We start from the raw sequence: 13,898 nt of genomic DNA on the forward strand, positions 1-13,898 counted from the left end.
CTTTTGGTATTCACGCGGTTGCTGATGAACTTCGCTGCTCCTGAAACACTAGTCATTGCCTCGCGCGAGAGCCGGTTGGCGATGTGGCAGGCCGAACACGTGCGTGACGCGCTGCACAAATTATATCCGCAGTGTGACGTCCGTATTCTCGGAATGACGACGCGCGGCGATCAGATTCTCGACCGGTCGCTCGCGAAGGTCGGCGGGAAGGGCCTTTTCGTCAAGGAACTCGAGCTTGCGCTGGCCGACGGGCGGGCCGATCTGGCTGTGCATTCGCTCAAGGACGTGCCAATGCAGTTGCCCGACGGTTTCGCGCTCGGCGCGATCCTCGAGCGCGAGGATCCGTGCGATGCGTTCGTCTGTAACGACTACGACAGTCTCGACGCGCTGCCTGCGGGCGCCGTGGTCGGTACCTCGAGCCTGCGCCGGGAAATGAGTCTGCGTGCCCGTTATCCGCACCTGAAGGTGGCGCCGTTGCGCGGGAACCTCGACACGCGCCTGGCCAAGCTCGATCGCGGCGATTTCGCGGCGATCATTCTCGCGGCCGCCGGTCTCAAGCGTCTGGGACTTGCGCCGCGCATCCGCGCGGTGTTGCCGCCCGAGGCGAGCCTGCCGGCCGCCGGCCAGGGTGCGCTGGGTATCGAGATCCGTGCCGGCCGGCCGGAACTGGCGGCCTGGCTGGCGCCCCTGCATCACGTCGCTTCGGCGCTGGCCGTGACGGCCGAGCGCGCCGTCTCGCGTGCGCTCGGCGGTTCGTGCCAAGTGCCGCTGGCAGCGTTCGCGCAGTTCGAAGGGGCGCAACTGACGCTGCGCGCGTTCGTTGCCGCGATCGACGGCAGCCGCACGCTGGCGGCCAGCGAGACGGCGGCCGTGGTCAGCTCCGGCGACGCCGAAGCGCTCGGCGCCCGTGTCGCGCAACGGCTCGTCGACGACGGCGCGCTGGCGCTCGTACGCGCGGCGGAACAGGACGCCACGCGTTCGTGACGACGCGCCGGCCCGGCATTCGCCCCTGCGCGATCCTGACGCGCCCCGCCGGTCAGGCCGACGGTCTCGCCGCGGCGTTGCGCGCATCCGGGATCGATGTGCTGACGTTTCCGCTGCTGGACATCGCGCCGCAGTCCGACGACGGTCAGCTTGGCGCGCTGGACGACGCGCTCGCCAATCTGTGCGCGTACGCACTCGTCGTGTTCGTTTCCCCGAACGCCGTCACACACACGCTGCAACGGCTGGGCCGCGCATGGCCGGCGAGTGTGCCGGTGGCCGTGGTCGGTCCGGGCAGCGCGGCGGCACTGGCCGAGGCCGGCATTGCCGCGCCCACGCACGCGGTGATCGTGCCACCGGGGGGGGCGCAGGCGCGCTTCGACTCCGAATCGCTGCTCGCGCAACTCGATTTGCCGGCGTATGCGGGGCGCCACGTACTCTTGGTCCGTGGCGGGGGCGGACGTGAACTGTTGGCCGATACGCTGCGCGCACACGGCGCGCGGCTCGATGTGGTGAGCGCTTATACGCGCCGCGCGCCGGCCCCCGGGAATGCCGCCTGGCAGGCGCTCGACGACCTGCTGGCAAGCGCTACGCGCTGCGCATGGGTGTTGACGAGTTCCGAGGCAACGCGCCATCTTGCGAGCCTGGTGGCCGCGCGATATGACGCCGCCACGCAGGCGCGAATCTACGGCGCTGACTGTTTTACGTCGCACGCGCGCATCGCGAATGCCGCGCGTGCCGCCGGGTTTGATAGGATTACGCAATGCGCCGCCGGCGACGACAACTTGTTGGCGGCACTACAATCGTGGGCGGACCCCATTCAAGCCAAGCATGACGACAGATAACCGCGTTCCCGAGTCTTCCCAGAATCCCGCTGCGACGGGGCCTGCCGCCGTCGGCGGCGAAGCGTCGTACGGCAAGCCCAACTTCGGGCCAGGCTTCGATCCAAGCCTCGGGCCGACCCCGCCCGCGCCGAAGCGGCGCGGCGGCGCGGCGTTGCCGTGGCTGCTGTTCGTGCTGGTCGCAGTCGCGGCCGGCATCGGCGGGCTGACGCTCAACAACAAGATCGAGCGCGCCCAGCAGGAAATCGCCAAGCGTCAACAGACGGGCGATGCGACCCTGATGCAGGCGCAGGTCAAGACCGAACAGGCGCTCGATACGCTGCGTGACGTGCAGAGCCGTCTCACGGCGCTCGAAGGCCGCGTCGCCGATTCGCGCAGTCAGCAGGTCGCGCTCGAGCAGCTGTATCAGGAACTCGCGCACAACCGCGACGACTGGGTGCTGGCGGAAACCGAGCAGATCGTGACGAGCGCCAACCAGCAATTGCAGCTCGCCGGCAATGTGCGCGGCGCGCTGATTGCGCTCGAAGGGGCGGACGCACGGCTGGCGCGCACCGGAGCGGCGCAGTTCGCCGGCGTGCGCGACGCGTTGCGCAAGGACATCGATCGCCTGAAAGCCGTGCCGGCGGCCGACTTGCCGCAACTCACCGGCAAGCTCGACGAAGCTATCGCCATGATCGACACGCTGCCATTGCAGGCCGAAGAGCAACGCGCGGCGCCGAAGGCAGATGTGGCCGGCCCCGACGGCGCCGGTGACAAGAACGCCTGGGCTGCCGCGTGGCATCGCCTGTCGGCCGAGATGTGGGGCAGCCTCAAGCAGTTGGTGCAGGTGCGCCGTCTGGACGATCCGGACGTCATGCTGGTCGCGCCGGAGCAGGGCGCATTCCTGCGGGCGAACCTGAAGCTGCGCTTGCTCAACGCACGGCTTGCGTTGCTGGCGCGCAATGCGTCGGCCGTGCATGGCGACGTGAGCGTTGCGCAGACGGCGCTGGACAAGTATTTCGATACGAAATCGCGCCGCATCGCTGCCGTGAAGACACTGCTCGAACAGGTCGACACCGGCGCACGCAAGATCGAATTGCCCACGCTCGAAGGTAGCCTCGCGGCCATCGGGCAAGTCACGAACAAGCCGTAAGGGGGCGCCGCATATGCGGGGACTGATCTGGTTGACGCTTCTGTTCGCCGTGGCCGCCGGGTTTGCCGTGCTGGCCACCTTCAATCACGGCCAGGTCGTGATGCTCGTGCCGCCGTATCGCATCGATGTATCGCTGAACCTGTTTGTACTGGCCATTCTTTTGCTGTTCCTGGCGCTGTACGTCATCGTCCGCATCTTGCGCAACATCTACAAGATGCCGGAGCGCGTGGCAGCCTATCGCAACCGGCAGCGTAGCCGCCGCGCGAATATCGCGTTGCGCGACGCCGTCGCGTTCCTGTTCGCCGGTCGTTATACGCGCGCTGAGAAGGCCGCGCGCGAAGCGGCCGAACAGGCCGACAATCGCGGCGTCGCGTCGATCATCGGCGCGCGCGCGGCGCACCGGATGCGCGAGTTCGCGCGCCGCGACGCGTGGCTGGCCGATGCGCAAGGCACCAATCTCGAAGAGGCGCGTTTGCTGCAGACAGCGGAGTTGCGTGTCGACGCGCGCGACGCGGAGGGTGCGCTCGAAGCGTTGACCGAAATGCGCGCCCAGGGCGCGCGCCGCATGCAGGCCCAGCTCGTGGCGTTGCGCGCGCATCAGCATTTGAAGCAGTGGCCGGAAGTCCTGAACCTGCTGAAGGTGCTCGAGAAGCGCGAGGCGCTGCATCCGGCGTTGGCCGCGAAGCTCAAGCAAACGGCCAGCGAAGGCATCCTGCGTGATCACCGCCACGATGCAGACGCCTTGCTCGCCTGCTGGCGCGGCCTGCCGGCGGACGTGCGCCTGTCGCCGCGCCTGGCCGACGTCGCTGCCGAATTGCTGGTGTCGCTCGATCGTCCGCGCGAGGCGCGCGACATCGTCGAAGCGTCGTTGGCGGAGCACTGGGATGGACGCCTGCTGCGCCGTTATGCGGACTGCGCCGGCGGCGACGCGCTCCCGCTGATCCAGAAGGCAGAACAGTGGCAATCGGGCCATCCGAACGATCCGGACCTGCTGTTTGCCCTCGGCAAGCTGTGCCAGCACCAGCGGTTGTGGGGCAAGGCGCAGACGTTCCTCGAAGGCGGTTTGCGTCATACCGACGACCACCGGCTCAAGGTGCGCCTGCATCTGGCGTTGGCGCAATTGTTCGAGGGGCTCGGTCAGACGGACGCCGCGAACCGCCACTATCGCGAGTGCGCCCTGGTCTGATTTCGTCAGTCGAGGCCGCCGGCCTCGTTCGCCGAGCTTTGCCGCAACGGCAATTCGGGCAGGCGCGCCAGCGCGACGATCGCTAGCGCGGTGACCAGCGCACACCCCCCGAAGAATGCACCGAAGGCGCCGCGCAAATGCGGGATCACGGCGGGGGGCGGGCCGCCCGCGCGCAGCAGGTCCGCCAGTTCACGCGGGGCGCCCGCGTCCGATCCCACCAGCAGCAAGCCGATGATCACCGCGCCGAACATGGCCACGCCGATCATGCCGCCGAGCGCACGGAAGAACGCGTGGCTGGCCGTGGCGATGCCGATATCGCGTGGCGGCACGGCATTTTGCGTCGCGACCGTCATCACCGGCATGCACGACCCGAAACCGATGCCGACCAGCGCGAGACAGAACCCGATCGCCGCCAGCGGCAGCCAGCCGATGCCGATGGCCATGGCCACCAGGCCGACGAACGCCGATGGCAGGCCGATGCGCGGCGGAAGTTTGTAACGGCCGGTGTTGCGCATATAGCGCCCGGCAGACAGCGCGCCTGCCACGATGCCGAGCAGGGGCAGGATCAGCATGAGCCCCGAGGTACTTGCCGACATGCCGCGGTAGATCTGCAGGCACAGCGGCACATAGATGCCGATGCTGATGTTGACCATCATGACGAGTACCGCCATTGTCGACGTCATGCGGAAGACCGGATGCCGCAGCAGGGCAAGCGGCAGCAGCGGTTCGGCGGCCGTTCGCTGGCGCAGCAGGAAAAGCCCCGTGACGACCACGGCCGCGGCAAGCAGCCCTGCGATCTCGGCCGAGACCCACGCATAGCGATGACCGCCCCACGTCAGCGCGAGCAGCAGGCAAACCGTCGCCACGATAAGCAGCAGCGAGCCGGCGTAATCGATGCGCGGACGCCCCTGGCGCCGGGGCAGGTGCTTCAATGCCCGGTCGCTCAGATAGATGGCGAGCAGGCCGAGCGGCAGGTTGATCCAGAAGATGAGCGTCCAGTTCAGATACTCGGTAAACACGCCGCCGGTGACAGGGCCGAGGACACCGGAGACGGCGAACATCCCTGAAATGTAGCCCTGGTAGCGTCCGCGCTCGCGCGGCGAGACGATATCGGCGATCACGGTGTTCGAGAGGGCGATGAGTCCACCGCCGCCCAGGCCTTGCACGCCGCGTGCCACGATAAGGGCCAGCATGGTGGGCGCAATGGCGCACAGGATCGAGCCGACGAGGAAGACCGCGACACTGATCGCGATAATGCCGCGCCGCCCGAACAGGTCGGAAAGTTTGCCGACAATTGGCGTGATCGCGGTCGACGACAGCAGGTACGCGGTGACGACCCACGACACCGCGTCGAAGTTGCCGAGATCGCGGGCGATCGTGGGCAGGGCGGGCGCGACGATCGTCTGGTCGAGCGAGCCGAGAAACATGATGAGCAACAGCCCGGACAGGATCGACTTGACGTCGGCGGGCGTCAGGGCCGCGGCGCCGGCGGCGCCGGGCGAACCGGGATGGGCGCTGATGTCGTTGGGACGCATGGCACTCTGGAGAAAAAAACAGACCGCCCGAAGGGGCGGCCCGTGTCATCTTACGCCCAGAGCGCAGGCTGCGCTACTGCGCGCGAGCCTTTCGCCGCATGCGCCTCATGCGCTGATCGCCGTCACCGGTTCACGATTCGGGCCGGCACCATCAAGGTCAGCAGACCGCCCAGCACCATGAAGGCTGTCAGCAGGAACATGCCGCTGTTGGTGCTTTGCGTGGTGTCCTTGAGGAAGCCGATCAGATACGGGCCGACGAACCCGGCCAGGTTGCCCAGCGAGTTGATCATGGCGATGCCGGCCGCCGCCGCGGTGCCGCCGAGGAAGGCCGTCGGCATGCTCCAGAAGAGCGGCAGCACGATCATGATCCCCATCGTCGCGAACGTCAGCGCGAGCATCGCGAGTTGCGTGTTGTGGCTCCACGTCGTGCTCAGGAAAAGGCCCGCTGCGCCGATGAAGGCCGGGATGGCGATATGCCAGCGGCGCTCGCCCTTCAGGTCGGAGCGGCGTCCCACCAGCACCATCGCAATGACCGCGAAACCATAGGGAATGGCGGTGAGCAGGCCGATCGTGAGCGGGTCCGTGACGCCGGTGCCCTTGATGATCGTCGGCAGCCAGAAGCCGACGCCATACAGGCCGATCACGAACGAGAAATAGATCAGGCTCATCACCCAGACCTTGCCGTTCGAGAATACGCGCCGCAGCGGCAGGTCTTCCTTGTGGGCGACGTCGCTCGCAATATTACGTTCGAGCAGCGTCTTTTCTTCATCGTCGAGCCACTTCGCGTCGCGGATGCGGTCATCGAGCACCAACAGCACGGCAATGCCGATCACGACCGAAGGAATCGCTTCGAGCAGGAACATCCACTGCCAGCCGGCGAGGCCGCGCACACCGCTCAGGTCCTTGAGGATCCAGCCTGAGATCGGTCCGCCGATCAGGCCGGAAAGCGCAACGGCAGTCATGAACAGGGCGGTCATGCGGCCGCGCCGCGATGCCGGATACCAGTAGGTGAGGTACAGGATGATGCCCGGGAAGAAGCCCGCTTCGGCCACGCCCAGCAAGAAGCGCATCACGTAGAACATCGACGGCGTGGTCACGAACAACGTGGCGCCCGAGATGATGCCCCACGAGATCATGATCCGCGCGATCCACACGCGCGCGCCCACACGGTGCAGGATCACGTTGCTCGGGACTTCGAACAGGAAATAGCCGATGAAGAAGATGCCCGCACCGAGGCCGAAAATCGTTTCGGAAAACTTCAGGTCGCCCACCATTTGCAATTTGGCGAAACCGACGTTCACGCGGTCGAGGTACGCGACGACATAGCACAGCAGCAAAAACGGGATAAGGCGCCAGCCGACCTTGCGGTAAGTGGTCGCCTCAAAAGCCGCCGACGGCATGCCGGCGATGGGGGTGCTCATGGGTTCCATCTTTTCTCCTCAGTGACGGGCACCGGTGTGCCCGGTGCCTTGTTTTTTTCTTATGTTGTGCTGACGGCGCTTCAGATGCAGCGCCCGCCGTCCACTTCGAGGCAGACGCCGGTAATGAAATTGGCGTCGTCGGAGGCGAGGTAGAGGCAAGCGTTGGCGACGTCCTGCGGCGTGGAGAAGCGCCCGAGCGGAATCCCGGCGAGGAATTTCTGACGGTTCTCGGGGGTGTCCGGCACGCCCATGAATTCGGCGGTCAGGCCCGTATCGCCGATCACCGGGTTGACGCAGTTCACGCGGATATTGTGCGGCCCGAACTCGGCGGCCATGGCCTTGCTGGCGGTGATGACGGCGCCCTTGCTGCCGTTGTACCAGACAAGCCCGGGGCGAGGGCGCACGCCGGCCGTGGAGGCGATATTGATCATGACGCCGCCGCCGCGCTGCAGGAAGTACGGCATCATCGCGCGCGCACTCCAGAAGATGCTTTTGACGTTCACGGCATAGACGCGGTCGAACTCCGCCTCGGTGACTTCGAGCAGCGGCTTGTTGCGGTGAGTGGTGCCCGCGTTGTTGACCACGATGTCGAGCTTGCCGAAATGTGTCACGGCATTCTCCAGCAGCGTGACGTGGTCGCCTTCGCGTGAGACGTCGCCATGAACGAAGACCGCCTGTCCGCCTGCCGCGACGATCTCGGCGCTCACGCGCTCGCCAGCGGCGACGTTCAGATCGTTGACGATCACGGCCGCGCCTTCGCGGGCGAACGTCCTGGCAATGCCTTCGCCGAAACCGGAACCGGCGCCTGTCACCACAGCCACTTTGTCTTGCAAACGCATGCGTGTCTCCTGAGGGATGCCGCGATCGCGCCGGCGTCCGGGGGACGGCCGGCGTCGTCGCGAATGTGTTATCCGTGCCGGATGGCGATCGTCTTCAACGTCGTGAAGCCGTAAAGGGCTTCGAAGCCTTTCTCGCGGCCGTGGCCGGAGTGTTTCATGCCGCCGAAGGGCAACTCCACGCCGCCGCCGGCGCCGTAGTTGTTGATGAACACCTGCCCGGCCCGCACCGCGCGCGCCATGCGCAACTGGCGGCCGCCATCCCGGGTCCAGACGCCGGCCACGAGGCCGTACAGGGTGCCGTTGGCCAGGCGTACGGCCTCCGATTCGTCGGCAAATGGCATCGCTGCCAACACCGGGCCGAAAACTTCCTCGCGGGCCAGACGGTGTTCGGGCGGTACGTCGCGCAAAAGAGTGGGCGCTTGATAGAAGCCCGCTTCGGGCGCTGCGGGGTCGACTTCTCCGTGCGCCATCAGGGGGATGCCGTCGTGTTGCGCCTCGGACAGGAAATCCCACACGCGTTGCTGCTGGCGCGCGCTGATGAGCGGCCCGCAATCGAGGTCGGCACTCGCCGGCCCCACGCGCAAGACGGAGAACGCCGCGGCCAGGCGTTCGAGCAAGGGCTCATAGGCGTCGCGCTGCACCAGCAGGCGGCTGCCGGCCGAACACGTCTGTCCGGCATTCTGGACAATGGCGTTGATGACCACAGGCACCAGGGCGTCGAAATCCGCATCGGCGAACACAATCTGCGGCGACTTGCCGCCGAGTTCGAGCGTGACCGGCGTGTGATGCTCGGCGGCCATCTGCGTGATCAGCGTGCCGGTGGCGGGCGAGCCTGTGAAGGACAGGTGATCGATGCCGGGATGCCGCGCGAGCGCCGCGCCGGCTTCCGCGCCGTAACCCGTCACCAGATTGAGCGCGCCCGGCGGCAAGCCGGCCTCGGCTGCGAGTTCCGCCACGCGCAGGAGCGACAGGCAGGCGTCTTCGGCCGGTTTGACCACGCAGGCGTTGCCGGCGGCCAGCGAGGCGGCCACGCTGCGCCCGAAGATCTGCAGCGGGTAGTTCCACGGAATGATGTGCCCCGTCACGCCATGCGGCTCGCGCAGGGTGAAGACCGTATAGCCGTTCTGATAGGGCAGCGACTCGCCGTGCAGCTTGTCTGCGGCGCCGGCGTAGAACTCGAAATACCGGACGATGGCCGCCGCGTCGGCGCGGGCTTGCTTGAGCGGCTTGCCGGTGTCACGGGCTTCGAGCTGGGCGAGCGCCTCGTGATGCTGGGCAAGGGTATTGGCGATCTGGTAAAGGATCCGGCCGCGCTCGGCGGCGGACAGCCGCCCCCAGTCGCCTTCGAACGCGCTTCGCGCAGCCGAGACGGCGTGATGGATGTCGGCGGCGTCACCGCGGGCAAGCTTCGTGAACGGCTGGCCGTCGGACGGGTCGAGCACGGGGATCGTCGGACTCTTGTCCGAGGCGACCCAGCGGTTGGCGATGAAGTGGAGCGCTTCCGGCATTGTCATCCCCCGATGAGGGCGTGGGCACGCCCCGGATTGGATGAAGGGCATTATTACTCATCTGCAGAACAATGTGGCATGGATTGTGCACCGCCGGACGAAGCCCCGGCCGTCACGGATTGGCAGGACAAACCGGCTATAATATGCCCCTGTCAAGGGCGCGTGAACAGGCCCTCGCGCGGCTGGTTTGCCGCCTGCGCCCGTGCGGGCGGGGGTGAGGCCGGTCCGGCGCGTTCAAATTTCTCTACAAGTACAGGAAGTCGACCATGAGCTTTAACAACGTGCCGGCGGGCAAGGACATCCCCAACGATTTCAACGTCATCATCGAAATCCCGGCGCAAAGCGATCCGGTGAAATACGAAGCTGACAAGGAAACCGGCCTGCTGGTCGTCGACCGTTTCATCGGCACGGGCATGCGCTATCCGGCAAACTACGGTTTCATCCCGCGTACGCTGGCCGGCGACGGCGACCCCGTGGACGCGCTCGTCGTCACGCCGTTCCCGCTGCTGGCCGGTTCGGTCGTCCGTTGCCGCGCGGTCGGCATGTTGAAGATGACCGACGAGTCGGGTGTCGACGCGAAGCTGGTGGTGGTGCCGATCGACAAGATCTGCCCGATGACGGCACACATTCAGTCGCTGGACGACGTGCCGGGTTACCTGAAGGACCAGATCAAGCATTTCTTCGAGCAATACAAGGCGCTCGAGAAGGGCAAGTGGGTCAAGGTCGAAGGCTGGGGCGGCATCGACGAAGCCCACAAGGAAATCACCGACGGCGTCGCCAACTACAAGGGCTAAGCCCGGTAGCGGCACATCGAAAACCCGGCAGCGGCGCTGAGCCCTGCCGGGTTTTTTCATGGGCGCCTCACGTGTGCATCAGGATGCGGCGGTGTCCGGCAGATCCTGGCGAAAGGGCGCGTGGTCGTTGAGTTCGCTCACGTAAGCGTCGATGCCACCGCGTTCGCGTGCAAGAAAGCGCGCCACTGCGTCGGAGAACGACGGATGAGCCAGCCAGTGGGCCGATTGCGTGACAATCGGCAGGAAGCCTCGCCATAGCTTGTGTTCGCCCTGCGCGCCGCCCTCGAACAGGGCGATGCCGCGCGCGATGCACAGGTCCTGCGGCTGGTAGTAGGCCGTCTCGAAATGTAGGCACGGCACCCGCTCCAGCGCCCCCCAGTAGCGGCCGTACAGCGTGCCGCCGTCCGGTCCGGGCTGATGCACCAGCAAGCTGCTCGAGATCGCCTGGCCGTTCCGTTCGCCGATCACGAGGAACAGGTTTTCGGGCATCGTCTCGGCGAGCTTCAGGAAAAACTTCAGGTTCAGGTACGGTGTGCTGTGATGCTCTCGGTACGTGGTGCGGTAGCACTGCGCGAAGTGCCGCCAGTCGGCTTCGGTCGCGGTGAAGCCGTCGACGTGCCGGAAGGTCACGCCAGCCTCACGGACGGTACGGCGTTCCGCGCGGATGTTCTTCCGCTTCTTCTGATTGAGCGTGGCGAGGAAGGCGTCGAAGTCGGCATAGCCGGGGTTCTGCCAATGAAATTGCACGCCGCGCCGGGCGAGCATGCCCTCGTGGCGCAGCGCCGCGAAGTCGGCGTCGTCTGGGAACAGCACGTGCAGCGAGGACACTTCCTCGGCCGCGGCGAGCGCCATCATTGCCTCGACGAGCGCCCGGCGCGCGGCATCATCGCGCGCGAGCAGGCGCGCTCCCGCCACCGGCGTGAACGGCACGGCGCACAGGAGCTTGGGGTAGTACGCGAGTCCATGTTGCTGGTAGGCGTCGGCCCAGGCCCAGTCGAACACGTACTCCCCATAGGAATGCGCCTTCATGTACAGCGGCGCGGCGCCAGCGAGCGTGTCGCCGTCCCAGAGCAGCAGGTGGCGCGGCGCCCAGCCGGTCTCGGGCGTGACGCAGCCGGTCACTTCGAGTGCCTGCAGGAAGGCATGACGCAGGAACGGCGTCGGATTGGTTTGGGCGGCGAGAAGGGCGTCCCAGGCGGCGCTGCCGGCCGGGCCGAGGGCGTCGAGCCGTTCGACGACTTGCGTGCGATAGGTCATTCGGTCAATCAAGGATAAGCGGGGGCGCGCGTGAGGCCGGCGGCAGCAGCAACGCCGCCGTCAACGCCCGATAGTAACGCAGCCATATAAAACCTGCGCTGCGGGGCGCGCCTGCCAACGGCCTGGCAAGGCGCGCACGCGCGGAAACTGGCGCTCTCGTAATATACTGGCTGTCTGACCGCCCGCCGGGCCGCGCCAGTTCAGCCGTTTCCGCAAATCCGGGACGCGCGGGCCGGCCGCATCTCCCGGTGCCTGGGCGAATGCACAAGGTAGCCGCCGACATGACGAACCGATTCCTCAATCTCTACAACCACGACTACGCGCGTGTGGCCGTGGGCGTGCCGCAATGCCGGGTCGCCGATCCCGCGTACAACGCGCAACAGACGATCGCCGTGGCGCGCCAGGCTGCCAAGGCGGGGGCGGCGCTCGTCGCGTTTCCCGAACTGGGCCTGTCGGCCTATACATGCGAAGACCTGTTTCATCAACGGGCACTGCTCGATGCCTGCGAGGCGGCGCTGGCCGAGGTCGTGGCGGCCTCGGGCAAGTTGGCGCCGGCGCTGATCGTCGGCATGCCGCTGCGCGTTGACCAGCGGCTCTTCAACTGCGCCGTCGTGGTTGCCGGGGGCCGTATCCACGGGGTCGTGCCCAAGAGCTATCTGCCGAACTACAGCGAGTTTTACGAGGCACGTCAGTTCAACGCTGCCGATTGCACATCCGTCAGCGAGATCACGCTGTTGGGCCAGGCCGTGCCGTTCGGGTCGTCGCTTGTCTTCGAGGCTGCCGACCAGCCGTTGCTACGCTTCCACGTCGAAATTTGCGAAGATGTCTGGGTGCCGATCCCGCCGTCGTCGTTCGCAGCCCTCGCGGGCGCCACGGTGCTCGTCAACCTGTCCGCGTCAAACGTCCTCGTCGGCAAGGCCGCGTACCGGCGCCAGTTGGTGGCGCAGCAGTCGGCCCGTTGCCTGGCCGCCTACCTTTACTCGTCCGCCGGACAAGGCGAGTCGTCGACCGATCTCGCGTGGGACGGACAGGCGCTCATCTACGAGAACGGTGATTTTCTGGCTGAGTCCGAACGATTCCTGGACACCTCCCACATTATTTTTGCGGACGTCGATCTCGAGCGCCTCGCGCACGAACGCATGCATCAGACGACCTTCGGCCAGTCCGTGCGCCGTCACGCGGACGAAGTTGCGAAGTTCCGCGTCGTGCGCATGGAACTGCCGTTGCCGCGCGATGTCGCGTTGCCGCTCGAGCGCGCGATCGAGCGTTTTCCGTATGTGCCCGCCGACCCGGCGCGGCGCGACGAACGCTGCCACGAGGTGTACAACATTCAGGTGCAGGCGCTGATGCAGCGGCTGTCGTCGAGTCACATCAAGAAGGTGGTGATCGGCGTGTCGGGCGGCCTGGATTCGACGCATGCACTACTGGTCTGCGCGAAGGCGATGGACCGGCTGGGCCTGCCGCGCACGAACATTCTCGCCTATACGATGCCAGGCTTTGCCACGAGCGACCGCACCCTGCGCCAGGCGCGGCGATTGATGGAGGCGGTCGGGTGTGCTGCCGAGGAAATCGATATCCGTCCGAGCTGCATGCAGATGTTGAAGGATCTTGGCCATCCCTATGCGTCGGGCGAGGAAGTCTTCGACGTGACGTTCGAGAATGTGCAGGCGGGCGAGCGGACCAACCATCTGTTCCGTCTGGCCAACCACAAGCAGGCGATCGTGATCGGCACGGGCGACTTGAGCGAACTCGCCCTCGGCTGGTGCACCTACGGCGTGGGCGACCATATGTCGCATTACAACGTCAATGCCAGCGTGCCGAAAACGCTGATCACGCATCTGGTGCGCTGGGTGGCGGAAACCGGCCAGTTGGGCGGCGGCGCGGAACCGCCGGCGAAGGCCAAGGCGGCCGCCGGATCGAATGTGCTGATCGACATTCTCGAGACGGACATCAGCCCCGAACTGGTCCCGGGCAAAGGCAACGGTGCGCCGGAGCAGAAGACTGAGCACTTCATCGGGCCGTACGAGTTGCAGGACTTCAATCTTTACTACACCCTGCGTTTCGGTTTTGCGCCGTCGAAGGTCGCCTTCCTGGCATACACTGCGTGGCATGACCGCGACGCGGGGCGGTGGCCCGATGCCGCGCACGCTACGTGCAATCAGTACGACCTGCCGGCCATCAAGAAGAATCTGCGCATTTTCCTCGACCGGTTCTTCCGCACGAGCCAGTTCAAGCGCTCGTGCGTGCCGAATGCGCCGAAGGTCGGCACGGGCGGCTCGCTTTCGCCGCGCGGCGACTGGCGCGCCCCGAGCGACGGCGAAGCGGCCGTGTGGTTGGCCCGGCTCGACACGATCCCCGACGACGTCAATGCCTGAGCGGTTGCCGGCGTGTCACATCGGGACG

11 protein-coding genes are annotated in these 13,898 nt (G+C 66.4%); 6 read left to right on the forward strand and 5 right to left on the reverse strand.

Annotation, left to right across the window (positions count from 1 at the left end; all coding sequences use genetic code 11):
- Window positions 1–24: 24 nt before the first annotated feature.
- Genes hemC through PTE30175_RS01180 form a run of 4 tightly spaced genes read left to right on the forward strand, consistent with a single transcriptional unit; the run spans window position 25 to window position 4,141 of the window.
- On the forward strand, window positions 25–984 hold the full coding sequence (hemC, locus tag PTE30175_RS01165; RefSeq protein WP_150695212.1) for a hydroxymethylbilane synthase: 960 nt from the start codon (window positions 25–27) through the stop codon (window positions 982–984).
- Window positions 981–1,826, forward strand: coding sequence for a uroporphyrinogen-III synthase (locus tag PTE30175_RS01170; RefSeq protein WP_150695213.1), 846 nt, complete (start codon window positions 981–983; stop codon window positions 1,824–1,826). Before hemC ends, PTE30175_RS01170 begins: the two co-directional genes overlap by 4 nt.
- Window positions 1,813–2,955, forward strand: a complete 1,143-nt coding sequence (locus PTE30175_RS01175) for a uroporphyrinogen-III C-methyltransferase (RefSeq protein ID WP_191628735.1) — start codon at window positions 1,813–1,815, stop codon at window positions 2,953–2,955. The genes PTE30175_RS01170 and PTE30175_RS01175 overlap by 14 nt, the downstream gene beginning before the upstream one ends.
- Window positions 2,956–2,968: 13 nt before the next feature.
- Window positions 2,969–4,141, forward strand: coding sequence for a heme biosynthesis protein HemY (locus tag PTE30175_RS01180; RefSeq protein ID WP_150695215.1), 1,173 nt, complete (start codon window positions 2,969–2,971; stop codon window positions 4,139–4,141).
- A gap of 5 nt (window positions 4,142–4,146) precedes the next feature.
- Here the strand turns inward: PTE30175_RS01180 and PTE30175_RS01185 are convergent, their stop codons facing one another.
- The 4 genes from PTE30175_RS01185 to PTE30175_RS01200 all read right to left on the reverse strand — a co-directional run bounded on the left by PTE30175_RS01185 (window position 4,147) and on the right by PTE30175_RS01200 (window position 9,444).
- Entirely contained in the window at window positions 4,147–5,676 is a 1,530-nt protein-coding gene (locus tag PTE30175_RS01185; protein ID WP_150695216.1) for an MDR family MFS transporter, read from the reverse strand.
- 122 nt (window positions 5,677–5,798) lie between these two features.
- Complete coding sequence (locus PTE30175_RS01190; protein WP_224788541.1) at window positions 5,799–7,097, reverse strand: MFS transporter; 1,299 nt, start codon at window positions 7,095–7,097, stop codon at window positions 5,799–5,801.
- An 80-nt stretch (window positions 7,098–7,177) separates the two neighbouring features.
- The gene (locus tag PTE30175_RS01195) at window positions 7,178–7,936 is read right to left on the reverse strand and encodes an SDR family oxidoreductase (protein ID WP_150695218.1); all 759 of its coding nucleotides are present in this window, start codon (window positions 7,934–7,936) and stop codon (window positions 7,178–7,180) included.
- A 68-nt stretch (window positions 7,937–8,004) separates the two neighbouring features.
- Window positions 8,005–9,444 (reverse strand): aldehyde dehydrogenase family protein, encoded by a 1,440-nt coding sequence (locus tag PTE30175_RS01200; RefSeq protein WP_150695219.1) that lies wholly within the window; start codon window positions 9,442–9,444, stop codon window positions 8,005–8,007.
- 266 nt (window positions 9,445–9,710) lie between these two features.
- On the opposite strand from PTE30175_RS01200, the gene ppa reads away from it, so the two are divergent.
- Window positions 9,711–10,238, forward strand: coding sequence for an inorganic diphosphatase (gene ppa, locus PTE30175_RS01205; protein WP_150695220.1), 528 nt, complete (start codon window positions 9,711–9,713; stop codon window positions 10,236–10,238).
- A 78-nt stretch (window positions 10,239–10,316) separates the two neighbouring features.
- Here the strand turns inward: ppa and PTE30175_RS01210 are convergent, their stop codons facing one another.
- A complete protein-coding gene (locus tag PTE30175_RS01210) occupies window positions 10,317–11,495 on the reverse strand; it encodes a GNAT family N-acetyltransferase (RefSeq protein ID WP_150695221.1) in 1,179 nt (392 codons plus the stop codon).
- Between the two features lie 281 nt (window positions 11,496–11,776).
- On the opposite strand from PTE30175_RS01210, the gene PTE30175_RS01215 reads away from it, so the two are divergent.
- On the forward strand, window positions 11,777–13,870 hold the full coding sequence (locus tag PTE30175_RS01215) for an NAD(+) synthase (protein ID WP_150695222.1): 2,094 nt from the start codon (window positions 11,777–11,779) through the stop codon (window positions 13,868–13,870).
- Window positions 13,871–13,898 lie beyond the last annotated feature (28 nt).

It is taken from the genome of Pandoraea terrae, from assembly GCF_902459695.1.
Lineage (GTDB): Bacteria > Pseudomonadota > Gammaproteobacteria > Burkholderiales > Burkholderiaceae > Pandoraea > Pandoraea terrae.